Genomic DNA, 26,157 nt, shown 5'->3' on the forward strand with positions numbered 1-26,157 from the left:
GACTCAGAACCCCGACTTCTCTAAGAAGTCGGGGTTCTCGTTGTTCACGAATGATTTAGGATTGCTATATGTCAGTATTCGATGAATCAACAATCTGTCACCTGCCCTCTATTAGACTTAACCTGTCCGCGCTTACTTTTGTAGTCAAGGCGCTTTTTTTGAGAACTGCGAGTTGGTTTGGTGGGTTTGCGTTTTATTGTCACTACAACTGCGCTTTGAATGAGTTCTTGAAGTCGTTTCAATGCTGACTCCCGATTGTTCTCTTGGCTTCGGTGTTCTTGGGCTTTGATTACGACAACTCCTTCCTGGGTGATGCGTCGATCGTTCAGCTTTAAAAGCTGTTGTTTATAATAATCGGGTAATGATGAAGCCACAATATCGAAACGCAAGTGAATCGCGGTGGAAACCTTATTCACATTTTGACCTCCTGCTCCTTGCGAACGAATCGCAGTGATTTCAATATCACTCTGTGGGATAATAACTTTGTTGGAAATTTGTAGCATTACTCACAAGGAAAAAGAGGAACTTTTAAATTTGGGATAAAAATCCTTTACTCGGTTGATTCGGGAAAATTTATTACTACATCTTCGTGTTCATTGTTGTTCAAATTCACCTCTAAAGTCTGTCCTTGTATTGTGACTTTATCGCCCGGTACTAGTCGCCGCCCTCGTCGGGTTTCCAGCATACCGTTTACTTGGACATCGCCACCTTGAATCATTAGTTTAGCTTGCCCTCCAGTTGGCACTATACCCATTAACTTTAAAAATTGATTTAACTTAATTGTGTTGTCTCTAATTTTTTTCATAATAAATAAAAGTACGTGCTTTTAATTGGATTGTGGTGTTATCAAGGCAAAGTATGAATCTATGGCGCTACATAATCATCTCAGATAAAATTAAATGAAACCTCAACTACTTCCTGAGTCTATCAATCGGAAGGTGAATTTATACTCCCAAGTCAGTATTCTTAGGTAAAAATACAAATTGGCTGACTTTGAATGAGCTTTGTATCTTTATCAAAGCATAGCGATCGCCATCACAAAAACTGTAATACCAGTTTATTATCTATAATGTTGATCGACAAAACTGCCAGATATAGGCTAAAAAACTAGTCTGGAAGGTTCTTTTAGTGTGTTCAGGGGACTGGATCTATGATTAAGCTTGGTTTATTGGTACAGTCCCAGAATAACTCTTTGGGTATCGGAAAAGTTACAGAAATATCTGATGCCAATGCGACCGTTGAGTATTTCTGCTCAGTAGGGCAACGTCTTCAAAAAACTTTACCTTTAAATTCCCTCTCTGAAGTCAAGCTTGAACCCCAAGCTCGATGCTACATTAAGTTTCCAACCCAGGACAAATGGATAGTTGGCAGGGTTTTCATCTGGGATGAAGATACAGAAATGTATCAAATCGATTTACCAGATAAGAAAACTGCGATCGCTACTGAAGAAGACATTTACGTTCGTTGCAATTTACCCAACACCGACCCCATTCAAACTCTAGCAATGAAGGGTCACGAAACGCCCTACTTCCACGACAAAAGATTGGCTTTCGTGAAATCCTTGATTCAGCAACGGGCTGTGAGTCGCGGGATGACGGGACTCATTTCAGCAAACATTGATCTTTATCCTCACCAAGTTGAAGTCGTCCGGCGGGTGCTGGAAGACCCAATTCAGCGCTACTTACTAGCAGATGAGGTGGGACTCGGAAAAACCATCGAAGCGGGTGCGATTCTCCGTCAATTCCTCCTTGATGAGCCGAAAAAAGGGGCGGTGGTGATAGTTCCGCAATATTTGCTCAAACAATGGCGCCTGGAATTAGAAAACAAATTTTACATCTCCCATTTTGGCAAACGGGTAGCGGTGCTGGCGGTTGAAGATATCCATAAAATCAACCTGAAAGCGAGGATAGGCTGCTTAATTTTAGATGAAGCCCATCATATTGCAGCAATGGCAACCTCTAAGGATGCAACAGTACGCCAGCGTTTTCAGACTTGCAAAGAACTTGCTCATAAAAGCGATCGCTTACTTTTATTATCTGCCACTCCGGTTCTCAATCATGAGCAAGATTTTCTGGCCATGTTGCACTTGCTGGACCCCACAACCTATAAACTTGGTGATTTAGAAGGTTTTCGCGCCAAAATTGCCAGCCGTCAGCAAATTGGTAAACTTTTGCTTTCTTTTAAAGAAGGTGCAGAACCTCTGGTTTTGAAAAGCAACTTGCAGCAATTGCGAAACCTCTTTGCTGAGGATGAGTATTTACTAAAGCTGGCGGATGATTTAGAAAATTGTTTACAAGCAAATTCTACTGAGCAAGAGCAAATCCTCCAAGGGATTCGCGTTCATGTCAGCGATATCTATCGACTACACCGGCGAATGCTTCGCAACCGTCGCGCGGCAGTGGAAGATGTGATATTTGACCGCAACTTTACGCCCAAAGAAGAGTATGATTTAGACGAGCGATCGCCTGATATTCACGAACTCCTCAATCAGTGGCGTAGTGTTGCTCCCCGTGAAAAGCAATTTCAGCAAATTTTTCTGCTGTTTTTCTTAGCTTCTGGTACTTGGTTAGGCATTTTAGAGCAGGTAATTACCGCCCGGTTAACTGGTAAGCCTCATACAAAACTCATCCAGGAGTTTAGAGAAGATGATCTTCGCATCTTAACTACAACCCCCAAATTTGTAGGGGAAGAAGAGATTCTGCAATCCTTACTAAAAATTATTCGTCAACCTCAAGAGGACGGACAACGGACGGAAAGTTTGAAAACAGTGCTGCTGAATCAGCTAGGTACTTACTTTAAAATTCCCGCAAACGTTCGGAAGAATCAAAAGGAATTCATCACGAGAATACAGCAGAGAATTCGGAGGCCAATTACTGGGGATATTCTGCCAAAATTTATTGTATTTACCAGTTTTGTGCAAAGTTGTGCAGAAATTGTCCGCTATTTGTCTGATACCTTTGGTGCAGAGACAATAGCCAGCCATCAGTTTGGAGAATCACCAGATAAAGTTGAGGAAGGCTTAAATAGATTTAAGAATAACTCAAACTGTTTTATTTTAGTCTGCGATCGCTCTGGAGAAGAAGGGCGTAACCTCCAGTTTGCCGATTGGTTAATTCATTTTGACCTTCCTTGGTCGCCTAATCAATTAGAGCAAAGAATTGGCAGACTTGACCGCATTGGCAGCAAAATTGGCATCCAATCTTGTGCCTTAATTGGCCCCTATTTAGAAGATAGCCCTCACAATGCTTGGTATAAAGTATTAAAAGATGGGTTTGGTATTTTCCAACAATCAATTGCCAGTCTACAGTTTTATGTGGATGAGAAACTTGCAGAATTAGAAACAGTTTTGTTTGAATCAAGTGGGGCTGGATTGTTGGAAGCGATTTTGCCAATTCAAGAGCAAATTGAAGCGGAAATATCCAAAATTAGCGAACAAAATGCTTTAGATGAAATTGACGCTAACGATGAAATTGCAACCCAGTATTTTCAAGATTTAGATAATTACGATGCTTGTCATTTAGAAATTAAACGAGCAATTGAAGGTTGGATTTGTGACGCTTTAGGATTCAGGGCAATGAATAACCCAGATTCATCAGAGATGCGACGTTATCAACCAACAACGCGTACCTTGGTGCCGATAAATGAGTTGAAAAACCGTTTTGCTGATAGTTATCTAGACCAATTCGGTACTTATAATCGCCGGGTAGCAAATCAGAATTCTGGTGTTAAACTCTTTCGGATTGGGGAAGGATTTGTCGAATCCCTCTGGAACTATATAAACTGGGATGATCGAGGTGAAGCCTTTGCGATGTGGCGCACTGATGCATCTTGGGATGCTAAAGAAGGGAAGGAGTGGTTTGGTTTCCAATGCAATTATGTAGTCGAGGCAAATTTAAGAATTGTCAAACAAGTTTTAATAGATAACAAACTAGATAATTCTCAATTCAAAAACTTGCAGCGACGTGTTGATGCTCTATTTCCGCCAATTATCGAAACTATCTATGTTGATGGTCGTAATGAGCTAATATCTGTTGTTGAGGATAAAGCGCTCTTAAGTATTCTGCAACGTCCATATAAAGATAAAAACAATAATCAAGGACGAGATTACAACTTAGCAAAAGAGCGTTTAGAAATTATTGACGATTTTGTTGACCCTAGTAAATGGCAAAACTTTTGCTATCAAGTGCGTAACACTTCTTCAGAATTACTCGCCAATCGTCCCGATTTTATTGACTTATGCCAAAGTTGCGCTAATGTTGCCCAAAAGAAATTAGGTAACAGAGTAGAACAATTACGTCTGCGCCTAAATCAGCAAAGTTGGGATCAGACACTAGCTGAAGAATTGAGGATAGAAACTGCTTTAAATGCAGCCATTCTAGAGGGAATTCGTCAGCCGCTTCTGAGGCTTGATTCTGTGGGTTTCATTGTTGTATCGGGGCGCTCACTTGGGCAATTAGAGTGATATTATGTGCGGTTAAATAGCCTTGAGAATCATATTTGATCTGCAAATGTCGAGAGGCTCAGATCCCCGACTTCTTGAAGAAGTCGGGGATCTTTTTATTTTGGTATTACTGATGACATTGCTGTAAAAACATATATAGTAGTCAATACAGTTCAGTTAAGCATTTCTTCCCTCTCTTATCTCTGTGTCCTCTGCGCCTCTGCGGTACCCTGCGGGAAGCCGAAGCGTCTACGTAAAAAAAGAGTTTTAGCCTTAAGTGAACCGTATTGATATAGTAGTGCCTATACACAAGGCAAGTTGTCATTAGGAATTACAACGCTATGTTAATTAATGAATTAAGAGATATTAATCTTATTATTTTTCCTGACTGGTCTAATTTAGAAACTGCGATGCCTTATCTTCGAGAGGCTGCGCCAACGGCGAGCTTCGCTAACGCAGAAGATTTGATGAATGTTCTCAGAACTCTTTTCACACATCCAGTTAGAGAAGATATCACACTGCTAATTGACAGCCAAAGCTTATCGGATGAACTACAGGATGATGCTAACTCATTGCTTTTTGAGACAGTTCTCAAACTTAGTTTGGAAGATGCTGTCTCTGAAGACCTGAATGTAGGGCTTACGGGTCAGTTAAGCACACAACAATGGTCTATTATTAAATCATTAATTAACTTTCATATTCCAATTAACAACGAAGATCGCTACATTATTCAGCAAAAAGAAATTGCACAAATTCGCAAATGTGATTTGTCAGAAATTCAACAGCCAAGTATTTATGAAGCGGCTCGGCGAGAATCTTGGCACAGATGGGGTGACTATTTTACAAATAGTGAATCGCCTGAAAAGGCTATCCCATATTACAGGAAGTATTTATCCAGTTGTCCACACGAGATTAGCTATTATCTGAAACTAAGTGATGTTTTGTGTAAAACTGGCCAGATGCAAGGGGCTATAGAAACATTGCAAAATGGCATTAGCAATTGTCCTCAAGCAGAAGAACTCTATTTCTGGCTGATTATTCGCCTAAAGCAAAGCCAGAACTATCTGGAAGCTCGTAACTTCGCTCAACAGGTTAGTGAAAAGTTTCCTGAAAACTACATATTTAAGATGTTGAGCTATCTGATGCTCCCAGAAACTTATCATACTCCTGAAGAGATTGATACTTACCGAGATTGGTTTCAGCATGGGCTAGAAAAACTGATTCAAGAAATAACTCTTAATAGTCCCGATGAGCAGAAAAAAGCTTTCAGAGGAATCAGCCATCATACAAACTTTTTCCTTGCATATCAGGGAAAGAATGATCTGAGATTACAGCAGCAATATGGACGGCTAGTTCACCAAATTATGGCGGCAAATTATCCGCAATGGATTCAAGCGCGTCCCATTTCATCTGTTAGCAACAATCAACGAATTAAAGTTGGCTATCTTTCCTATTTTTTGTGTAGCTGGAGTGGGACAGTTTTGTTCTTAAATTGGCTTAAATATGCAGATAATCAAAACTTTGAAATTTATTCATATCACATAGGGCATCAAGTTGATGCTGTTACTCAATTATTTCAGTCTTATAGTACAAAGTTTTATCATTTGCCGAATAACTTAGAACAGGTTTGTCAACAAGTTATTGACGATCGCCTTGATGTGTTAATTTTTCCAGAATTAGGAATGGATGCCACAACACTATGTATTGCTGGACTCCGTTTAGCACCAATTCAATGTATGGCTTGGGGGCAACCTGTAACTTCTGGACTACCCACCATTGACTATTTTTTATCTAGCGAATTGATGGAGCCGGTGAATGGGCAATATCACTACAGCGAAAGCCTTGTACCTTTGCCTGGTGTTGGGATTTCCTATCCTGCGATCAAAGTTGACTCAATTCGCCGCGATCGCTTATTTTTTGGATTACGAGAAGATGCTATCGTCTACATCTCTAGTCAAGCTGCCTATAAATATCTGCCGCACCACGATTACATTTATGCAGAAATCGCCCGTCAAGTTCCCAATGCTCAGTTTATGTTCCTTCGCTCTGGGATTTCTCAAGAACGTCTGAAACGGGCATTCGCAACTGTAGGCTTAGATAGTCTTGACTATTGTCTATTTTCTCCTGTGCTACCCCGTGATGATTACTTTGACTTGCTTTCTTTAGCAGACATTTATTTAGATACCTTCAACTGGGCGGGTGGAAATACAACACTGGATGCGATCGCCTGTCATTTACCGATTGTCACTTGTCCTGGTGAGTTTATGCGGGGGCGTCATTCTTATGGTTTCTTGCAAGCTATCGGTGTAACACAGACAATTGCAGATGATACCTCGAAATATATTCAGATTGCAGTGCGATTAGCCGTAGATATTGATTGGCGATACTCAGTTCGTGAAGCTCTAAAATTGTCAATCAACCTTCTATTTGACAATCCCACTGCTACCCAAAACTTAGAAGCATTCATCAAGAAGGCGATCGCGTTGAGAAGCTAAAGAAAGTATATAGCGGTTCCCATTCAGATGCAGTACAACGTTACATCAAGAGGTGTAGGGGCACGGCAATGCCGTGCCCCTACGGGTGTACCTCACGTAAACGATAACTGCTATAGCAACTGCTATATATTTTGACTTTAGCCGCCTAATGCCCCTACCTTCTCTAGCAAGCCTTGAAACAACCTCAAGCCATCACTACCCCCTAACATCGCGTCTGATGCCCTTTCTGGGTGCGGCATCATCCCCAAAACATTGCCCCGGCGATCGCAAATCCCGGCAATGTTGTTCAGTGAACCGTTGGGATTTTCACCTTCATAGCGAAACACGACTTGCCCGTTATCTTCAATTTCTGCGAGAGTGGCTGCGTCAGCGTAAAATCGCCCCTCTCCGTGGGCAATGGGCAAAGCGATCGCTTCATTATTGGTATAAGCTTGCGTCCATGAGAGATTAGTCCGCTCAACTTTCAAAGGGACGCGATCGCAAATAAAATGCAAATCCCGATTTCTAGTCAACACTCCTGGCAAAAGTCCAGCTTCAGTTAATACCTGAAACCCGTTGCAAATACCGAGGACAAACTTACCCTTTCGAGCGTGTTCCACAACCTGCTGCATCACAGGGGAAAAACGCGCGATCGCACCGCAGCGCAAATAATCCCCGTAACTAAATCCACCAGGAATAATAACGACATCCAAATCAGCAATATCTGTTTCTTGATGCCAAACCATGCGAGTTGGTTGTAAGAGCAAATCTCTAGTTACATAAGCAACATCGCGATCGCAATTAGAACCGGGAAAAACAACAATGCCGAATTTAGTCATTAGTCAATGGGAGTGGGGACTGGGGACTGGGGACTGGGGACTGGGGAGGATAATAAGCTATGCCCAATGCCCCATTCTCAATGCCCAATCCCTAAAATACCCCAGTCTGTGTTTCCACCTCAATCAATTCAAAGCGGTAATTTTCGATTACGGGATTTGATAGCATTTGATCGCAAATGCGATCGAGGTCTTGACGGGCTTTCTTCTCCTCAGTCGAGGTGATGGTGAGTTCAATGTACTTGCCAATCCGCACCTGCTCAACGTTGTCGTATCCCAGTTGCTTAAGACCGGATTGTACAGCCACACCAGCAGGGTCTAAGACTGAAGGGCGAAGAGTCACGAAAATTTTGGCTAGATACTTGGTTTGCACGGGCTTTTGCTAAATGCTGCGATCGCTATACTATAACTTTATGCTCTAACTGAGTGAAAATAAGATTACGAAGCGGTTAAAGTTAATTGATCAATTAGCCCATCTAACAGTTTCAACTACAGTGGCATATTTAAATAATTGTCTATGAGAGCCATACGCACCCGCAGTCAAGAGCGTATTTTCAACCTACTGAAAACCATCAAAAAAGGCATTTCCGCCCAGGATATTTACGTACAATTACGTAACACTAATCAGAGTATGGGTTTAGCAACAGTTTACCGTTCCCTAGATGCCTTGAAACTTGAAGGCATGGTACAAGTGCGGAATTTGGCTAACGGTGAAGCCCTCTACAGCCTAGCGCAGCAAGACAAACACCACCTAACTTGCTTGCAATGCGGTGTTTCAATTCCGATTAATCAATGCCCCGTTCATGACTTAGAAAACCAGTTAGAATCCAGCCATAAGTTTAAAGTTTTTTACCACACCCTAGAGTTTTTTGGGTTGTGCAGCCAATGCCAAGTAAACCAAGCTACTGAGATTGGTCAGTAGTCACCCAATCTTATGTTTTCTGCATGCGAACTGCTTAAGCCTATCTAGAGGAGTAATCCTGGATTTCTCACAACATCTCATTAATTAAATAAGTAATGAGTAATAAGTAAGATTCTTTACTCATTACTCATAACTCATTACTTCACCCGCGAAGGGAGCAGGGGAGCTTGTGAGAAATGCGGGTAATGAAGTGTTGAGAATTAGCGTTGAAGAAGCAGCTATAAATTTAAAATCTCTCTTAGAACGAGTAGCTAGGGGAGAAGAAGTAATTTTGCTAGAGCAAGATAAGGCTGTAGCTCGTTTAGTTCCTCCGCTACAAAAGAAAGAACGATTAGCAAGTATAAAACAATTTCGTGATTCTCTTACGATTAAGGGTGAATCATTGAGCGCAACTGTCATCAATGCGCGTACAGAGGAACGTCGTTGATTTATTTAGATACAAGCGTTATCGCTCCTTTGTATTGGAGAGAAGCTTTAAGCGATGTAGTTGAACAATTATTACTCAATGAAACTGAAGTGGGCTTGATTCAAACAAAACTCAACCAACTAAATACATCTGCAACTGTTAATTGCCAATTTTCTAAAACATTTAAAACGGGTAAAATATCTTGCTTTTCTTTTAATTCTGGTAATTTCTTGGGTTCAAAAATCATGATTGACTCATCAGCCGAATCGAGCAACCAACCTAGTTTGGCTCCATTTTGAATAGAAAAAGTAATTTTGCTGATAACTCGGTTAGGTGATTGTTCCGGTGAGAGAATTTCGATTATCCAATCTGGAGGAATCTCAAATTTATTTGTAATTTTTCCATTAGGAAGCAATGGAATTCTTTGCCATTCAAATACAGCAATATCTGGTACTATTGAACGACCTTCAAATGTACAGCGTAATTCAGGAAAAGCATAAGCTAGTTTTTGTAGTTTTGCAACTTGATTTATGGCAGAAGCTAATTCAATTTGTAAAGTACTGTGTTCTCCTTGTGGCATAGGTTTTTGGTATATTTGCCCGTTAAAATACTCACTTCCTGGTTTTGTTTCTGGTAGTTTTAAGAACTCTTCTACATTTAGTGCTGTGGTTGGCTCAATAGATAAGGTCATAATTTACAACTTATCAAAACTTGATTATTTTATCACTGTAAGAATGTGACAATTTAGTGCTTAGGCGTAGCCCGTCGTAGGCATGGCATTCTCTTCACTAGCTATTGTAATTTTATCAAATGGGTTAGATGAAATATGAGGCGATCGCATAAAGTTTATAGCGTTGTAGAAGAAAATCGATTAACGCGAATAACTTTTCCTGTTAATGTTGATTCTGTAGAAATAACTGCATCAATATTTGTTGATAATCGATTCCAATCTAAATCATTTTTGCAGGCAATTATCCCAGTATGTTCGGGTTTAATCTTATGCAGTTTGAAAAAATCACGACGATTAATAGTTAATACAGCCCGATTTTCTAATATCGCAAACTCTAACACCATATAGCGGTTCCCATTCAGATGCAGTACAAGATTACATCACAAGGTGTAGGGGCACGGCAATGCCGTGCCCCTACGGGTGTACCTCACGTAAATGATAACTGCTATATCATCAGAAATTCCGGCTTTGCCTGCTTCTTGTATGGTGATAACATCATGTCCAAAAGTACGTAATAATTCTACCGATTTACGCGGAAATTGCTCATCTGCTAACAACCTTGCCATACATCAACAGGATATTTTAAGAAGCATCTAAAATTGCATCAGCTTTTTCTTGTTCGTCAATAGCCATATCAATTTCGTGAGGGAATGCTTCAGCATAGAGCCATGCTGTCACTAGGTTGGCTGCACTAAGTTGAGGATATTGATCTAGAATATCAGCATCTTTAGCACCTTGTCGTCGATAACTTACCAATAACCAAATAGGAATGCGTGTTCCGGCAATACAAGCATCAGCACCCATTACACCAGGGGTTTTGGTAATTCCATGATTGTTGGTATTAATACCTTGGGTTAAGATGCGAATTGCTTCAACCTTTTCGGCTGGTGTTAGGGATAGTAACTGTGTTTCTAACTCTTGGGCTGTCATTGGAAACTATCTAAGATTAACTATATTTTAACGGGGTTTGAAAATTTACTACATAGAAGACTGCGACCTGACTGATGCCGACTTCGATAATGCCGATTTTAGTGAAGTTAACCTCTATGGGTGAATTATGAGAAGGAATAGCTGAAAAATATTGTCAGTAGATAATTGTAATTGTCTCGTTCCCAGTCTCAGACTGGGAACGAGGTTTGGAAAGGGTTTTAACTTAAGTTGACACCAATACTACTCCCCACTCCTAACTAGAACGATTATTTTCTAATCCTGGGATTTGCTTAGAAAACAACTCGTTAGAATCAACCTGACCATTTGAGATCACGGAGCGCATACCCTCGAAAGCAGCAGGAATAGTGCGCGGATCTATAAACAAGACTTTGCTGCTATCGCTTTTACCAATTGTCGCGCCCATATCCAGATAGCCCAACGCAAACAAAACTTCAACTGCTTTATTGGCATTGGGATTTGTCTGGAGTTTTTGGGCGATAATTTCTGCTGATTCTGCGATCGCTTGCGCTTTCAAAACCTGTTGCTGACGTTCTGCTTGAGCTTTCATCACCAGCGACTTTTGTTCAGCTTCCGCTTGCAAAATTGTCGATTTTTGACGAGCTTCCGCATCCAATATTTGCGCCTCAGCTTTACCTCTAGCACTATTGACAGCAGATTCGCGTTCGCCCTCAGAAGTTAAAATTGCTGCCCGTTTGCGTCGTTCTGCCGACATTTGCAATTCCATCGATTCCCGCACCGCCTGAGACGGAATAATATCTCGCAGTTCTACCCGTGTCACTTTCACACCCCAAGGATCGGTAGCAACATCCAAATCCTGTAATAAAAGTTCACTGATATGGGAACGAGCCGTAAAAGTTTGATCCAACTCCAGTTGTCCCATTTCGGCGCGAATTTGAGTCAGCACCATGTTTACCATTGCTGACTGGAGATTTTCTACCTTATACCAGGCTTTTTCCATATCCACGATACGCCAGTAAAACACTGCATCCACCTCAATGCCAACGTTGTCACGAGTGATGCACTGTTGGGGAGGAATATCTAAGACTTTTTCGCGGATAGTTCCTTGGTAGACAATTCTATCTACGAAAGGAATGACAAAGTTTAGTCCTGGTTCCAGTTTTTTGTTATAACTGCCCAATCTTTCCACCAAAGCTTCATTACCTTGATTGACGACTTTCACGGTTCCTGCTAAAGCACCACCACCAAGGGCTAAAAAGACGAGTAAAAAGAACTGTTCCATTGTGAATCTCCTGATTTTAATAAAGGGAAGGGGAGTTAGGAGTTAGGAGTTAGGAGTTAGGAGTTAGGAGTTAAGAGTGCGAGAGATGAGGAAGTAGAGATTAATTTATTCTCAATGCCCAATCCCCAGTCCCCAATCCCCAATCCCCAATCCCCATTAACTAAGAATTCAACAGATTTTCTGGTATCACAATCAAAGTAGTACCTTCTCTCCTAACCACATAAACTCTTTGATGGGGTGGTACGGTGAATTTGTCATCATCACATCTTGCTTGCCAAGAATTTCCCTCATACCGCACCCGCCCTGTTTTCCCAGGCAGAATTTCTGTTAAGGTTTCAGCTATGACTGCATCCTGAATTTTTGATTTGCGTCGTCGTGGTTGCAAAAACCGACGAGAAAGCACGATTAATGCTGTGGAAAGCAACAGCCAAACTATAACTTGCAACCATACACTTCCCAAACCCACTCCAGACAACAGCGCCACCACAAAAGCGCTAATTCCCATCATGAAGGCGACAAACGCCGATGGTAAGAACAGTTCTGTTATACACAGAACCGCTCCTGCCAGAAGCCAGATTAAGGTAAAACTTGGCATAGCGCCATTCCTAAACTCTAGATTGACGTAAATGCATTTCTACGATTAGATACAGCCAGACGTAAGTTATTTACAGAAAGCAAAACTTGGTATTTCTACCAATAATTTTGATTAATTTCAGTAACAAGGTGTAGCTAGCGGTACACAAGTCCAGTTTATTCTAGCCTTCAATTCATTGCCAGCTAAAGTTAATCGAAGTTCATGAGTTGATTTTTTTTTAAATTTATACCTTTATGATTTCTACTCAACTGATAATTTATTGTATAAATCCACGCTGTAATCGCCCCATTAATCCTATGGGAGATAAACTTTGTGCCAGTTGTCAAACTCCTTTAGTTCACCGCTATCTTTGGGCTACTGGCTCATTATCTGCTCAAATCCCACCAGGCACAAAGGTAGCAGATAGGTATGAAGTAATTAGTCAGCAGATTTGGCTGGATACTCAACCAGGACTACCGCCAGATGTACCTGAAGAATTGCCAACGGAAGTAATTCCTTATCTACGGTTATATCAGGAGCGGTTGCATCTGCCCCAGGCTTATGGGTTTGCTAGTAACCTTGAGGGAGATACAACTGATATCCTTTTATTGGAAAATGTGCCGATAGATGACACCGGAAATATCTATCCAACTATTGTTGAGGCATGGGAACAAGCCACGGCGGTACGACAAGTTTATTGGCTGTGGCAAATTCTCCAACTTTGGACACCTCTATCAGAATTGGGATTTAGCCGCAGTTTACTATTAGTAGATAACTTGAGAGTCCAAGGTTGGTGTGTGCGACTGTTGGAACTTTACCAAACACCAGCAGATGAGAAGTTGAGTTTACAAAGTCTGGGGGAGTGTTGGCAGTTTTGGGTAGCGTCTGCAAAGACATCAGTAGCTAAAGGGTTACAAAACATCGTTCAGCAGATGTGTGAAACTGAAATTGAGTTAGAGGCTATTAATATTCAACTCAATAATTTATTACTAGCAGCTGCGGCAGAATTGCCATTAGTTTTGAAGGTGGCAGGCTCTACAGATATTGGCCCAATTATGGCGCAAAATGAAGATGCTTGCTACCCCAATGCTTTGAGTGATTTAGATGAACCTTTATTATCTCACTTGTCGATTGTTTGCGATGGCATTGGCGGACACGAAGGCGGGGAGGTTGCCAGTAAGTTGGCAGTGCAGTCTGTAAAGTTGCAAATTCGTGTTTTACTAGCGGAGGTAACAGAACAAAATGTATTTCTACCACCAGAGTTGTTGCAGGAACAATTAGAAGCAAGCTTGCGGGTAGTAAATAATGTAATTTGTGCCCGCAATAACGAACAAAAACGCCAAGGCAAAGAGCGCATGGCGACAACCATTGTCATGGCGCTGCAAGTTCCCCAACGAGTGCAGACAAGTACTGGATGGCAATCAAATAATACTCATGAACTTTACTTGGCTAATGTTGGCGATAGCCGCGCCTATTGGATTACTCGCAATTATTGTCAGCGACTCACAGTAGATGATGATGTGGCAACGCGGGAAGTACGCTTGGCTAAAAGTTTGTATCGAAAGGCACTTCTTAGACCAGATGCTAGTGCCTTAACTCAAGCATTGGGGACAAGAGATTCAGAATCTTTGCGTCTTAAGGTTCAGCGATTTATTCTCGAAGAAGACGGCATATTGCTACTCTGTTCTGATGGTTTAAGTGATAATAACTGGGTGGAACAATCTTGGCAAGATTATGCAATACCCGTCTTAACGGGGCAACTAACAGTTGAAGATGCTGTCCACAACTGGATTAACTTGGCAAACGAAAAAAATGGGCGTGATAATACGTCGGTTGTTCTCACTTATTGTCGTGTCTCCCCAGAATACTTGGTACCTGTGACTCCGGCGTTGCCAGAAGAGATTATAGAAGCAGAAATACAAGAAGAAGCAGAGGAACAAGAGGAATTAGTTTCCTTTACAGAAAGTTCGCAAACTTTGCTAGATTTGGATCTAGATTTAGATTTAGATTTGGATCTTTCAGAGGAACCAGTTACAAGCCCACGACTCTCACCAACCTTAATTAAAAAACCTAATTGGGGTAAACGTTTGGTAATGCTGGGGGGAGTCTTGGCGTTGCTTGTGGGAGGTACAAGTCTGGGATTATTTGCTTGGTGGCAAATTAATCCTCAAGGATTCCAGCAGATATGTCGGCAATTTCCTCAAAAAGTGCAGCAACTTTGTCCGCCTGAAAAGTAAGGATTGGGGATTGGGAAATAGCTTACCGAAAATTTGGGTCTAAGAGGTTGTTTGAAAAGTTTTTTTTATACGCCTAACCCTTGGAGAACCCCCTTTTTAAGCTGACTTTTCACGGTATCTGGAAAACCTCTCTCTAAATCTCTCTCCTTTTAGGAGAGAGACTTTGAATTTTCCCCCAACACTCGTAGGGAAGGGGGTTAGGGGGTTAGGTTTTTCGTGGCTTTTCCACATGATCTGAATTGTCAGATCAGCAAATTCTACTAACACTATCTGTTGTGCTGAGTAATAAAAAGATCCCCGACTTCTTTAAGAAGTCGGGGATCTGAGCCTTTGCTAGAGGTGACTCACCTACCCATTATCTTTATTACTTGCTAGGAAGCTTCAAGCCCCGACGCTCAAGAATTTGCCGCACCTCTGGGCTGGGATTGTAGTTATAGCCGTAGGAGGAGTTCTCAGAGTCGTCCATGATTTGAGGCGTGAGCAATACAATCACCTCATTGCGCTGGTTGGATCTATTTGTCTTTCTAAACAGCGCACCAATTAGTGGAAGATCACCCAAAATAGGAATCTTGGAGATGGTTGATCGGTCTTGGTCTTGAATGATGCCGGAAAGAATGAGCGTTTGACCATCTCGTAAGCGAATTAAGCCAGAAGTAAGCGATCGCTCAGACACTAAAATAATACTTCCATTTCCTGTATCTTGTGAGGCTGAAGGAGCGCTGACAGTAGGAGCAACCGATAGCGAAACAAACCCATTATCGTCAATTCGATCAATTTTGACACTCAAGGTTAAGCCAACTTTTTGTTTTTCAATTGTTCTTTCTGTCCTAGAACCACCAGAAGTATCCGTTGTTAGGAGGGTTATATTTCCCACTACTTCTTGAGTCAGGTTGACCAGAGCCTGCTGACCTTCTTGCACAATTAATGTTGGGTCAGTCAAAATCTTGGCATTACCATTTGTCACTTGAGCCTGCAAGCTACTCAAAAGACGCTTGGGGAATTGGTAAATAGACGGCAAGCTATATGTATATTGAGCAGGGGTCTGACCAGTCACCTGAGTAGTGTATTGAGTCGCTACACCAGTAACCGGGTTAAATTGAGTTGGTACAGATGTAACTGTTCCTGGAGTTCCTGCGGTATATGATGAAAGTCCTGGTTGCGTTGGGTTAGAGTTTACACCAGCACTAACTGCTCCTGTTGTTGGATTTTGTGTGTTAAGAAAAATATTTGCGCTACTAAGTGGATTAGCGGTTGTAGGTGTACTAGTCAGACTGTTTGCTACTTCAGAAGCAGTAGCTGGTCTGGAACCACCGAAATTAAAAGACGCCGCACCACCATCATTGCTAAAGTAGTTGTTGCCAATCCCAAAAGAAAAGCTAGTGTTGTAGTCCTGGGTGTTATTGAGGTTAACATCAATAATTTTGACGTTAACTACTACTTGACGACGGCGGATATCAAGCTGAGTTAGTTGAGTCATCGCCATCTCAACTAGTCTGGGAGGGCCAATCAAGGTCAAAGAATTAGTGCGCTCATCTCCTAATGCCTGTAAACCTCTCAGCAATGGGTTAGAGTCTTTAAAATCAACGCGTTGAGTTTCAACTTTGGTTTCCGTCGTCGTCTGAGCTTGGGTGATGGGAGTAGCTGCATTCCCAACAGCCACAGCACTAACACTGGTAACTTGTCGTTCGCGGCTGATGGCACTTTCTGCTCCCAAGCCAACCAAAAAGTTGATAGCAACTCCTACCGTTACCTGATTGAGTCGCAGGTTACGCATAACCATGTCACGGGTGGAATTGGGTAGTTTCGGCCCAACAAAAATTGTGCGATTACTGCGGTTAGCCTCTAAACCACTCAGGCGCAAGACGTAGTTAAACACATCTTGCACTGGCTCGTTTTCTATATCTAGAGAGATTGTTTGAGAGGTTGCTTGTGCATTAGCACCACCAGCACCTTGCTCACCTCCGATATAAGCCAGGTTGAGATTAGCTGCACGGGCCAGCAATGACAAAACCTCACGCACTGGGGCATCTCGCAGCACTAGACGAGGTACACGTTCCTGAGTTGCTAAGTCAATGGTGCTAGGAGAAGCATCGGTAGCAGAAATAGCAATATCTCCCACTGGTGGGGCGACGGCTCTAGGTAAGAAAGCTGGAGCCTGACTCAGAGGTTGACCTGGCCCAGCAGGTTGTGCCGGTTGTCCGTCAATGGTGACTTGGGGGTTGGGAACGAGAACACCTGAATTTTGACCGGGTTGGGCTGGGGTAGTAACAGGCGGTGCTGTGGATGTTGGTGCTGTGGATATTGGTGCTGTTGGCGTTGGTGCTGATGCTATAGTGCCTGGGGATGGGCTAAAGCTGAGTGTAATTCCATTTGGCGATCGCACCACAGGTTGATTGCTAGGTGTGTTGTTGCTGCCAGTTACCGTCACTCGGATGCTATTGGCATCAAGCTGACTAACCTCAACAGAGGCAATTCCGGGTGCTGGGCTATCTTGACGAAAAGTATTACCTTGTGGTAATCGTAATTGAGTATTGATAATATCTGCGACTAAAGCCTTGCCTCTTTTTGTAGTGAAAACTTGGGGGCGCGAACCTGAAGAAGTTTTCAAAACAACGCTAACTCCACCATCAACTGGATTTAACTTCACATCAGTAACTTGACTAATTTGTGCCCAAACTGGTTGGGCTGCCAAAAATAGAAAAGCGGCAGTACCTAAAATAAAACTATTACCGTGAAGCTGTTTCACAGTTCATTCCTCACCTTATAAAACCTTGTTTACAAACAATTTTGAGTTTCAAACCCTCAATCTTCCCTTAGTCCGCGGAGGCGGACTTTGTTTGTGTAGCCGCGTTCGCCCTACAGCCCTTTGGGCATCCTACGGCAGGCGTGCCGGAGGCATCATTCGATTTGCCCTCGCTACTTTTTCGGGGCAGCTTTAGCTGCTGCTGCTGCGATTTCTTCTGGAGTAAGTGGCATCAATACCTGTAACTGGAATGATGTATTAATCGCTGCTGGACCTATGGGTTTCGACATTTTATCTAATGGAGATATTGCTTCGGCTGGAGCCAAAATTGATTGATAATCTTTAACTATTAACAATGGTTGTAACCGCTCAATGTTACGAATTATCGATTGTGTTTGTTCATAAGTTCCTGTAATTTCAGCATTGAAACTACTGCGTTTTAGCTTGTTGTCAACCTGTAGTCCTAGACTTCCATCGGTAACTGGTTCTGGTTTTTGAGAAACTGGCATAAATTTATTGAGTTTGGCTCTCACCGTACTCATAGAAGTTGGAGTATTGCCAGACTCAATTAAGCGGTTCAGATCCAACAACAATGTATCTAAGCTTTTTTCGTTAGCAAATAAACCTAAAACCTGAACTTTTTGCTGCTTTGCCTGCGCTAGTTCGTCTTTAACTTGATCAATCTGTTTGATATTGGCTTTTTTTTGCTGAATTTGCCCTTGCAGTTCGGAGGTTTTCGCCTGCTGCTGCTGATAGCTTTCCCAAGCTGGCATTAGCAGGCTTACCAATATATAACCTGCTCCCGCTAAACCAATTACCCCCACCAAAATCCCAATAATTTTTGGTGTAAAAGCAATACCAAAGACCACGGGGGATGCTGGCGTTTCCTGCGCGAATTCCCCACCTTGTTCGCCAAAATTTAAATCATCACTCAGCGTCATTTTAGAATGACTCCTGTTTGTTGGATACTACGAATTCGAGTCACTAACCCCACTGTGCCTTTTTTCTCCAACTCCCGGATTAATTCGGAAGCGGGAAGATCGTTCATGCTCGATTGGATGGTGTATTCAACTACTTGTGGGGGCTTAATTATTACACCATTAGGAGGTTGACCCACACTTGGAGGTAAAGGGGCATTTACTAATCCTGCCGTGATAATTCTGGTTTCTGTAGACTTCAAAAACTGAGATTGTTGTAAGCTCAATAAGAAATCATTCACATCGTTAAAAGAACGAGCCAATCCGGTAATTTCTAATCCCCCGGCGGGATTGTTTCGTGGCTGACCTGCGGCTACTGCAACTGGTGGCATTTGCTTAATGCTCTTAATTTGCACTGCTGCGGGGATGCGATCGCGCAAATCTTGCAACATTGCCGACCAAGGACGAATCTGATCAAATACAGTGACTAAAGCTTGGGTTTCTCCTTTAACTGCGGTCGTCTCGGCTTTGATTTTGTTAAGATTTCCGATTTCTGTATCTAATTTCTTGCTTTCCTGATCCAGTTGTGCTACTGTTCCCTCTAATTCAACAATCTTACCTTGCAACAACCACCAACTAACTCCCAATAAAGCTGGAAGACCTATACCTACTGCAACTCCCACATACACTAGTGTCAAATCTCCCGTAGGAAACTTTAGGCTGATTCCTCCCTTTCTGTCAGGCTTATTCTGGAATGCTGGACGGTCTTTAAGAAAGTTAACATCTAGGCTGTACATTTTGTTATACCTCCCGCATTCCTAGACCAAGTACGATCGCTAAACCAGAGCGTTGTACCTGTGGATATTTCTCAGTGTCAACTTCCAAAGACAAAGCCCCGATTGGATCTATTTGGGTAGTTGGCAAGCTCAATCGTTGGGTAAAGAATTCATCTAGCTGTTGAAGTCCACCACCTGGTCCAGCTAATAAAATCTGCGCTACCTCCAAATTTTCACTTTGATTGAGATAAAAATCGATGGAACGGCGCAGTTCATCTGTTAGTTCTCCCAATACTCTCAATATGGCTGCCATACCAGGATCGAGTTCGGTAACGCCGGTTTTTCCGCCGTCTAGGGAAGTTTGGGGAATGATCATTCCGTGTAACAGTTCCATATCTCGTGATGTGGGTAAACTCATTGCCCTTGCTAAGGCAGTTTGCATTTGATAAGTCCCGATTGGGACTGTGCGCGAAAATTGCGGCACTCCATTAACGATGATGGCGATTTCTGTACTATCGAACTCGATATCAACTAGTACTGCTGCTTCTTGCGGGCCAAATTGTCGCAGTTGTTCACGAATAGTCCGAATCAGAGCAAAACTGTTAATTTCTAAAACATCGATTTGTAATCCTGCCTGCTCGAATGTACTTATATAGGTATCCGTTATCTCCTTGCGGGTGGCAACTAGGAGGACGTGTACTTTTTCAATGCCGTCTTCATCTACAAAGTACCCAAGTTTCTGATAATCTACATCAGCCTCTTCACGAGGATAGGGTAAATATAAACCTGCTTCATGGTTCAGTACCATTTCTCGCAGTTCTTTGTCATCTAACTCTGCTGGCACTGGTATGATCCGAACGATGGAATCTCGTCCTGGTACACCAGTAGCAACGCGAGAAGTTTTGATTTTGCTTTCAGCTAGGGCTTGCTGGATTAATTGCGCCATTGCTGGGGGGTCGCTGATTTGACCATCGGTAACTATGCCTTCTGGAACTGGTACTGATATAAAGGTTTCTAGTTTCAAGCCTTGACCATGCTTGCGTAACTGAACTACATTTACCCGTTCGGGAGCAAGTTCAATACCGACCCCTTTTTTCGATTTGCTAAACAGACTAGTGAAACTTTTTACCACAGTTGTGCCCGATGGACTGCTAAATTGAAAATTTAAATTTGTTGTGGTAGAGACGCTATATATTACGTCTCTACGGGTAATTTATTTAGCCTATAATCTCAACAATTCTGTCTAAGCTTTTCACACTGATCAAGCGTAAAAATACTGGGAAAATGATTCAATTGCGAAAATTTAAACAACTTGTTGCTTTGGTACTGCTTGGCTTATTAACCAGTTGGATGGTAAGTTGCAGTACAGGTAATGTTAGTAAAAGTACAAAACCAGCTACTTCAGGAACGGCAACTGTTGAGTTTTGGACAATGCAACTCCAACCTCAATTTACCGACTACTTCAAAAGCCTAATTGCGAATTTTGAATCACAAAATACTGGTATAAAGATTAACTGGATCGATGTACCTTGGGCGGCAATGGAGAACAAAATATTAACAGCTGTCTCCGCAAAAACGCCACCTGATGTAGTTAACCTGAATCCGGGTTTCGCTTCCCAACTTGCCGGACGAAATGCCTGGTTAGATTTAGATGCAAAAGTCCCAAATGATGTACGTTCCTCCTATCTGCCGAATATATGGGAATCTTCCACGCTTAATGGCAAGAGTTTTGGGATTCCCTGGTATCTGACCACACGGTTAACCATTTATAACACTGATTTATTAAAACAGGCAGGTATCAATAAAGTCCCTGCAACCTACGCAGAATTGGCACAAGCAGCGCAACAAATTAAAGATAAGACTGGCAAATATGCCTTTTTTGTGACTTTCGTACCGCAAGATTCTGGTGAGGTGCTGGAATCTTTGGTGCAAATGGGAGTCAACCTAATAGATGCTGATGGGAAAGCGGCGTTTAATTCAGCACAAGGTAAGACAGCGTTTCAGTATTGGGTAGATTTGTATAAAAAAGGGTTGCTTCCTAAAGAGGCTTTAACCCAAGGACATCGCCACGCGATCGATTTATACCAATCTGGAGAGACGGCGCTTCTAGCTTCTGGGCCAGAGTTTCTGAAAACGATCGCTAATAATGCCCCAAAAATTGCTCAAGCTACGGGAATAGCACCTCAACTCACTGGTGATACAGGCAAGAAAAATGTCGCGGTGATGAATATAGTTATTCCCCGCGATAGCAAACAACCCGATGGCGCTGTGAAGTTTGCTTTATTTGTCACCAATGACGAAAATCAATTAGCCTTTGCGAAAGCTGCAAATGTCCTACCTTCTACAATCAAAGCCCTGTCTGATAGTTACTTTAAAGATGTTCCAGCTAATGCTTCAATAATCGAAAAAGCGCGAGTTATGACTGCTAAAGAACTGCAACACGCAGAAATATTAACCCCTACTTTGAAGGATTTCAACAAACTGCAAAAGGCAATTTACGAGAACTTGCAAGCAGCAATGTTAGACCAGAAGACTGTAGATAAAGCTGTAGAAGATGCGGCGCAAGAGTGGAATCAAAGGTAAATTTGGGGATTGGGGATTGGGGATTGGGGACTGGGGATTGGGGATTAGGGATTGGGGATTGGGGATTAGGGATTGGGGATTGGGGATTGGGGATTGGGGGATTGACAAGAAATAAATTATCCATCTTGTGGGGTGGGCAACATGAGCGCCCTAAATCTGGGACGGGTGGGGACACCCATCACACAAAAAATTTGGGATGTTTTTTTATTTGTCAGTCCCTGGGTATGGGGCATTGGCGATTGGGTTTAGTAGTCTTCCTATTCCCTGTCTGACTTTTCACGTTATGTGGAAAAGCCATGAAAAACCTAACCCCCTTCCCTACTAGTGGTCTGTCAAGTCTAAGGTTGTGGGTTTCGACTTCGCTCAACCCACAGATGAACGAGTGTTGAGCGAAGTCGAAACACGGTGCTCATGCACAAATTTGGTTCTGACAGACCACTAGTGTTGGGGGAAAATTCAAAGTCTCTCTCTTTTTAGGAGAGAGATTTAGAGAGAGGTTTCTCAGATACCGTGAAAAGTCAGGTTCCCTATTCCCTATTCCCTATTTGCCATTTGTAAAAAATCGCCTACTAAATAAAGGGAACCACACAAAACGATTAAATCGTCTGTGGTTGAGGTTGCGGCTTCTAATGCTGTGAATAAATCTGGATGGATTTGGCGATCGCTTAATTCGGGACAGAGGTTGTAAGCTAGGTTTGATAATTCCTGTAAATCGGCGGAAGTTCTACCTGGCCAGGGTTCTACTGGTATTGGCACTAAATAAAGGCGATCGCCTGGTCGCAGTAAGGCGGTAAAAATATCAGTATGATCTTTATCGGCAAACATTCCCATAACCCAATTGATGGGTTTGTGGTTAACTGCGTCTAAGCTATCGACATACTGGCGAAGAACTTGGGCGGCGGCGGTATTATGAGCGCCATCAAGTAATAATTGATGGTTGTTCCAGGTAGTCCATTGCATCCGCCCTGGCCATTGAGTTTTTGCTATGCCGTTAATTATGGCTTCTTCATCAATCTGCCAACCTGCTTGTTGGAGAATTTCTAAAGCAGCTAAAGCCAAGGCTGAATTAGTTAACTGAATCTGTCCCGCTAAGGGCAAAGGGTATTTAATTAATTTGGAATTTTGAATTGTTTCATACTCTGCCCATCCTGTAGCGATTTGACGGGCGGGTTGAGGCGTAAAAAGTGGGCATTGTAATTCTAAAGCACGCGATCGCACCACCTTGTCTGCCTCTGGTGGCAATTGCCCAACCACAACGGCACATCCAGGTTTGAGAATACCTGCTTTTTCTCTAGCAATATCAGCAATGGTAGGGCCAAGTTGCTGCCAGTGTTCCCGGCTGATAGAAGTGATGATCGTAACTAAGGGTTCCAAACAGACATTTGTCGCATCTAAGCGCCCTCCTAGTCCAACTTCTACAACAGCTACATCAACTTGCTGCTGGGCAAAATATAACCAAGCAGCTGCCGTAATTACTTCAAACTGAGTTGGTTTACCATACTTTTCCCATAAACCTCGATCCCCCCTATCCCCCCTTTTTAAGGGAGGAACATAGCCCTTCAACAATGGGGAAACATAGCCCCCCTTAAAAAGGGGGGTTGGGGGGATCTCCTCGTCATCAGCACCAATAACTGCTTGGACTTTTTCTAATAATTGACTCAATTCTTCAGAAGAAATTGGCTGTTCATTCAGACAAATACGTTCTGTCCAATCGACTAAATGGGGGGAAGTGTAGCGGCCTGTACGATAACCAGCCTCAGTAAGTACCGAGGAAAGATAGGCACAGACAGAACCTTTACCATTAGTGCCAGCAACATGAATTACCGAAACTTGGTGATGGGGATTGCCGAGATTTGCCAATAGATTGACAATGCGATCGAGTCCTAGATGGACACCAAAGCGTTGCAGGGGTTGTATTACAGAATCGATATTCAAGGAAGGGAATGGTGAGAAATCAATTCAAAATTCAAAATTGAATATAAAAACTGGGGGTGAGGCAGACAAGGGATGAGGGAGAATATTAAACCCAATGCCCCATGTCCAATGCCCCATACCCCATTAATGAATTTAGGCTTCCCGATCCAAAAAGCCTTGAATTTGTCTTAAAGCCGCAGCACCAATATTAAACACTGCCCAGCTAGCGGCAATGGCAACTGGTGCTAAAACGATCGCTATACGGAAATCGATATCCATATCTAGAACCCCTCTTTTAAGTAGAAATTAAAGTTTTGTCAACTGCACTCATTTTCATTTTTAGCTGAAGTGGGCAACTTTTCCCAACCTCTATGTAAAGAATGTTTAAATTATGGGGCATTGGGCATTGGGCATTGCTTATTCTCCCAGTCCCCAGTCCCCAGTCCCCAGTCCCCAGTCCCCAGTCCCCAGTCCCCAGTCCCCAGTCCTAGCTAAAACCAATATCAGTACCCTTACCAGCATGAACTAAAGCTAACTTTTGGTAACGTTTCGCGTGTTCAATCAGTTCTGCGGCTTCAACATCTGTTACTTGGCGTAATACTTTACCAGGAATACCGACAACTAGGGATAAAGGCGGTATATTTTTAGTTACCACTGCGCCAGCACCAATAATGCTACCAGCGCCCACTCTTACCCCATCTAAAATCACTGCGCCAATGCCAATCAAACTTCCACGCTCAATGTAAGCGGAATGTACTACAGCGCGATGCCCTACGGTAATATGATCTTCTAAAATTGTCGGAAAACCAGGAGCGCCATGTAGAATTACACCATCCTGAATATTTGTGCATTCGCCAATTTCAATCCGTTCTACATCTCCCCTAACCACTGCTCCATACCAAATGCTCACCCCTGCTGCTATATTTACCGAACCCATAACAATAGCATTGGCTGCGATGAAGGCAGCTTGAGAAAAATCAGGAGATGTCCAGTAAGAAGCGGTAGACACGATAGAATATGAATATAGTACCCAGGAACACTGGAGAAACTCCAACCTTTGAGGCTGGTTGCATAACCAGGATATCACAGCGTCAACCCTCTACGCTGAGGAAAACACTAGTGACAATGTTCCTGCCGCAACTCCGTGTCTATGCAGCAGTGAGCAAGGAACCCAAAGTGGTTGAGCCGAAGTGTAAAATCCAACCCACTAGTGCTGGTGAAGACAAAATTATGTTTGTACGCACTTCATGATGAATCCAGGTTTGCAGTACCCGATGTTTGGGTCGGAAATACAGTGTCCCCATTGTCGCCAGACTATTCCGGCGCTGACACTTACAGATACCTATTTGTGTTCGCGTCATGGCGCCTTTGAAGCTAATCCTAAAAATGGCGAGTTAGTCCATTTGCAATCGGGGCGTAATTGGCGAAGGTGGAATAATGAATGGTATAGACAGCATACTCATCCTGATGGTATTCGCTTTGAAATTCACGAAGCATTAGACAAGCTCTATACCCAAGGCTATCGAGCCACAAGAGTAATTATTGCTCGACGCTATCAGGAATTGATGAGTGGCTACTTGGAACGCAGCACACCTTGGCGTGCTGGACAACCAGAAGCTACTGCTGCCCGTTTGTACGGCTTACCGGTGGAGTTTAGCCCCGATACTTCAGAAGATGACTGTTGGGAAGTGATTAATTTTGACTTGGAAAAAGAGCCTGGTGTCCCTGTGCGCTACCCTTATTTCAGGTTGTTTGAGTAATGGTCATTTGTCATTAGTCATTTGTCATTAGTGAATAACAAAGGACAAATGACTAAGGACTAAGGACTAAGGACTAATTATGCATCACGCTTCTATTCGGACTGCCAATATTCATCGAGCGATCGCTTTTTACGAACATTTAGGGTTTACAATTTCGGAACGCTTTACTACAGGCTACACCCTAGCTTGCTGGATGGAAGGATTGGGCGGCAGAATTGAACTGATCCAAATTCCCGAACCCAAACCAGCCCCAGATGCCTTTGCTGATGAGCATTATGTCGGATACTATCATCTCTCCTTCGATTTAACTGAGATTACACCAGATTTACCTAGCTGGTTGACAAATTTACAAAAACGTGTATTAGTAGCTGCTGAGAGTCAAGCCGAAGAATTACAACCTTTGAAGGTATTATTAGAACCGACACAACAGCAAATAGGCGATCGCATTTACGAAGTAGCTTTCATCGCCGATACTGATGGCTTACCTCTGGAATTCATTCGGGTTTTAGCAAAACTCCCATAATTTAGCTTTTTTATTACCTTTGTTGCTAATATATTGTTTTTCTCTATTGTTTCTGAGGCAACAGATTTTTTATGTAAATTAATTTACACATATACGTGCTAAATACATATATATATTAGATTTTCTAGAT

The 26,157-nt window shown here is 42.5% G+C and carries 25 protein-coding genes and 1 pseudogene; 10 read left to right on the forward strand and 16 right to left on the reverse strand.

The window, feature by feature from the left end; translation table 11 throughout:
• Positions 1–86 precede the first annotated feature (86 nt).
• Complete coding sequence (arfB, locus tag V7K50_RS24810) at positions 87–503, reverse strand: alternative ribosome rescue aminoacyl-tRNA hydrolase ArfB (protein ID WP_334803192.1); 417 nt, start codon at positions 501–503, stop codon at positions 87–89.
• A 47-nt stretch (positions 504–550) separates the two neighbouring features.
• Positions 551–805, reverse strand: a complete 255-nt coding sequence (locus V7K50_RS24815) for an RNA-binding S4 domain-containing protein (protein WP_334964736.1) — start codon at positions 803–805, stop codon at positions 551–553.
• A 345-nt stretch (positions 806–1,150) separates the two neighbouring features.
• Here V7K50_RS24815 and dpdE point away from each other — a divergent pair, with 345 nt between their 5' ends.
• Together dpdE and V7K50_RS24825 are read left to right on the forward strand one after the other, a co-directional pair.
• Entirely contained in the window at positions 1,151–4,462 is a 3,312-nt protein-coding gene (gene dpdE, locus V7K50_RS24820) for a protein DpdE (protein WP_334964738.1), read from the forward strand.
• 320 nt (positions 4,463–4,782) lie between these two features.
• A complete protein-coding gene (locus V7K50_RS24825) occupies positions 4,783–6,936 on the forward strand; it encodes an O-linked N-acetylglucosamine transferase, SPINDLY family protein (RefSeq protein WP_334964740.1) in 2,154 nt (717 codons plus the stop codon).
• A gap of 137 nt (positions 6,937–7,073) precedes the next feature.
• Here V7K50_RS24825 and purQ read toward each other — a convergent pair whose 3' ends face one another.
• Together purQ and purS are read right to left on the reverse strand one after the other, a co-directional pair.
• Positions 7,074–7,754: a phosphoribosylformylglycinamidine synthase subunit PurQ gene (gene purQ / locus V7K50_RS24830; RefSeq protein ID WP_334964742.1), complete on the reverse strand. Its 681-nt coding sequence runs from the start codon at positions 7,752–7,754 to the stop codon at positions 7,074–7,076.
• A gap of 91 nt (positions 7,755–7,845) precedes the next feature.
• Positions 7,846–8,124 carry a phosphoribosylformylglycinamidine synthase subunit PurS gene (gene purS / locus V7K50_RS24835; RefSeq protein ID WP_334964745.1) on the reverse strand — a complete coding sequence of 93 codons (279 nt, stop codon included), beginning with the start codon at positions 8,122–8,124 and terminating at the stop codon, positions 7,846–7,848.
• A 144-nt stretch (positions 8,125–8,268) separates the two neighbouring features.
• On the opposite strand from purS, the gene V7K50_RS24840 reads away from it, so the two are divergent.
• Together V7K50_RS24840 and V7K50_RS24845 are read left to right on the forward strand one after the other, a co-directional pair.
• On the forward strand, positions 8,269–8,673 hold the full coding sequence (locus tag V7K50_RS24840; protein ID WP_334964747.1) for a Fur family transcriptional regulator: 405 nt from the start codon (positions 8,269–8,271) through the stop codon (positions 8,671–8,673).
• A gap of 169 nt (positions 8,674–8,842) precedes the next feature.
• A complete protein-coding gene (locus V7K50_RS24845; RefSeq protein ID WP_334964749.1) occupies positions 8,843–9,100 on the forward strand; it encodes a type II toxin-antitoxin system Phd/YefM family antitoxin in 258 nt (85 codons plus the stop codon).
• A 100-nt stretch (positions 9,101–9,200) separates the two neighbouring features.
• Here the strand turns inward: V7K50_RS24845 and V7K50_RS24850 are convergent, their stop codons facing one another.
• The 3 genes and pseudogenes from V7K50_RS24850 to V7K50_RS24860 form a co-directional block, all read right to left on the reverse strand.
• Positions 9,201–9,770 carry a Uma2 family endonuclease gene (locus tag V7K50_RS24850; RefSeq protein WP_334964751.1) on the reverse strand — a complete coding sequence of 190 codons (570 nt, stop codon included), beginning with the start codon at positions 9,768–9,770 and terminating at the stop codon, positions 9,201–9,203.
• 155 nt (positions 9,771–9,925) lie between these two features.
• Positions 9,926–10,375: pseudogene (locus V7K50_RS24855) on the reverse strand (DUF5615 family PIN-like protein).
• A 16-nt stretch (positions 10,376–10,391) separates the two neighbouring features.
• A complete protein-coding gene (locus tag V7K50_RS24860) occupies positions 10,392–10,739 on the reverse strand; it encodes a DUF433 domain-containing protein (protein ID WP_334964753.1) in 348 nt (115 codons plus the stop codon).
• Between the two features lie 37 nt (positions 10,740–10,776).
• Between V7K50_RS24860 and V7K50_RS30835 the strand changes: the two genes are divergently transcribed.
• Positions 10,777–10,863: a pentapeptide repeat-containing protein gene (locus V7K50_RS30835; RefSeq protein WP_442944664.1), complete on the forward strand. Its 87-nt coding sequence runs from the start codon at positions 10,777–10,779 to the stop codon at positions 10,861–10,863.
• Positions 10,864–10,992: 129 nt separating this feature from the next.
• On the opposite strand, the gene V7K50_RS24865 is transcribed toward V7K50_RS30835, so the two are convergent.
• Together V7K50_RS24865 and V7K50_RS24870 are read right to left on the reverse strand one after the other, a co-directional pair.
• Positions 10,993–12,000 carry an SPFH domain-containing protein gene (locus V7K50_RS24865; protein ID WP_334964755.1) on the reverse strand — a complete coding sequence of 336 codons (1,008 nt, stop codon included), beginning with the start codon at positions 11,998–12,000 and terminating at the stop codon, positions 10,993–10,995.
• 160 nt (positions 12,001–12,160) lie between these two features.
• Positions 12,161–12,595 carry an NfeD family protein gene (locus V7K50_RS24870; RefSeq protein WP_334964757.1) on the reverse strand — a complete coding sequence of 145 codons (435 nt, stop codon included), beginning with the start codon at positions 12,593–12,595 and terminating at the stop codon, positions 12,161–12,163.
• Positions 12,596–12,828: 233 nt separating this feature from the next.
• Between V7K50_RS24870 and V7K50_RS24875 the strand changes: the two genes are divergently transcribed.
• Entirely contained in the window at positions 12,829–14,811 is a 1,983-nt protein-coding gene (locus tag V7K50_RS24875; RefSeq protein ID WP_334964760.1) for a protein phosphatase 2C domain-containing protein, read from the forward strand.
• A gap of 364 nt (positions 14,812–15,175) precedes the next feature.
• On the opposite strand, the gene V7K50_RS24880 is transcribed toward V7K50_RS24875, so the two are convergent.
• The 4 genes from V7K50_RS24880 to pilM all read right to left on the reverse strand — a co-directional run bounded on the left by V7K50_RS24880 (position 15,176) and on the right by pilM (position 20,379).
• Complete coding sequence (locus V7K50_RS24880) at positions 15,176–17,557, reverse strand: AMIN domain-containing protein (protein ID WP_334964762.1); 2,382 nt, start codon at positions 17,555–17,557, stop codon at positions 15,176–15,178.
• Positions 17,558–17,727: 170 nt separating this feature from the next.
• Positions 17,728–18,495, reverse strand: a complete 768-nt coding sequence (locus V7K50_RS24885; protein WP_334964765.1) for a pilus assembly protein PilO — start codon at positions 18,493–18,495, stop codon at positions 17,728–17,730.
• Positions 18,492–19,268, reverse strand: a complete 777-nt coding sequence (locus tag V7K50_RS24890) for a PilN domain-containing protein (protein ID WP_334964767.1) — start codon at positions 19,266–19,268, stop codon at positions 18,492–18,494. The genes V7K50_RS24885 and V7K50_RS24890 overlap by 4 nt, the downstream gene beginning before the upstream one ends.
• Before the next feature lie 4 nt (positions 19,269–19,272).
• A complete protein-coding gene (gene pilM, locus V7K50_RS24895) occupies positions 19,273–20,379 on the reverse strand; it encodes a type IV pilus biogenesis protein PilM (RefSeq protein ID WP_334964769.1) in 1,107 nt (368 codons plus the stop codon).
• Positions 20,380–20,531: 152 nt separating this feature from the next.
• Here pilM and V7K50_RS24900 point away from each other — a divergent pair, with 152 nt between their 5' ends.
• Complete coding sequence (locus tag V7K50_RS24900; RefSeq protein WP_334964771.1) at positions 20,532–21,830, forward strand: ABC transporter substrate-binding protein; 1,299 nt, start codon at positions 20,532–20,534, stop codon at positions 21,828–21,830.
• A 534-nt stretch (positions 21,831–22,364) separates the two neighbouring features.
• On the opposite strand, the gene V7K50_RS24905 is transcribed toward V7K50_RS24900, so the two are convergent.
• The 3 genes from V7K50_RS24905 to V7K50_RS24915 all read right to left on the reverse strand — a co-directional run bounded on the left by V7K50_RS24905 (position 22,365) and on the right by V7K50_RS24915 (position 24,753).
• Positions 22,365–23,765: a bifunctional folylpolyglutamate synthase/dihydrofolate synthase gene (locus V7K50_RS24905; RefSeq protein WP_334964774.1), complete on the reverse strand. Its 1,401-nt coding sequence runs from the start codon at positions 23,763–23,765 to the stop codon at positions 22,365–22,367.
• A 132-nt stretch (positions 23,766–23,897) separates the two neighbouring features.
• Complete coding sequence (locus tag V7K50_RS24910) at positions 23,898–24,023, reverse strand: photosystem II protein Y (RefSeq protein ID WP_292747505.1); 126 nt, start codon at positions 24,021–24,023, stop codon at positions 23,898–23,900.
• Between the two features lie 208 nt (positions 24,024–24,231).
• A complete protein-coding gene (locus V7K50_RS24915; protein WP_334964776.1) occupies positions 24,232–24,753 on the reverse strand; it encodes a gamma carbonic anhydrase family protein in 522 nt (173 codons plus the stop codon).
• 110 nt (positions 24,754–24,863) lie between these two features.
• Between V7K50_RS24915 and V7K50_RS24920 the strand changes: the two genes are divergently transcribed.
• The 3 genes from V7K50_RS24920 to V7K50_RS24930 all read left to right on the forward strand — a co-directional run bounded on the left by V7K50_RS24920 (position 24,864) and on the right by V7K50_RS24930 (position 26,027).
• Positions 24,864–24,995 (forward strand): hypothetical protein, encoded by a 132-nt coding sequence (locus V7K50_RS24920; RefSeq protein ID WP_334803404.1) that lies wholly within the window; start codon positions 24,864–24,866, stop codon positions 24,993–24,995.
• Positions 24,992–25,504, forward strand: a complete 513-nt coding sequence (locus tag V7K50_RS24925; RefSeq protein WP_334803403.1) for a TIGR02652 family protein — start codon at positions 24,992–24,994, stop codon at positions 25,502–25,504. The genes V7K50_RS24920 and V7K50_RS24925 overlap by 4 nt, the downstream gene beginning before the upstream one ends.
• A 79-nt stretch (positions 25,505–25,583) precedes the next feature.
• The gene (locus V7K50_RS24930; protein ID WP_334964778.1) at positions 25,584–26,027 is read left to right on the forward strand and encodes a VOC family protein; all 444 of its coding nucleotides are present in this window, start codon (positions 25,584–25,586) and stop codon (positions 26,025–26,027) included.
• The last annotated feature ends 130 nt before the right edge of the window (positions 26,028–26,157 follow it).

This window comes from Nostoc sp. (assembly GCF_036917135.1).
Classification (GTDB): domain Bacteria; phylum Cyanobacteriota; class Cyanobacteriia; order Cyanobacteriales; family Nostocaceae; genus Nostoc.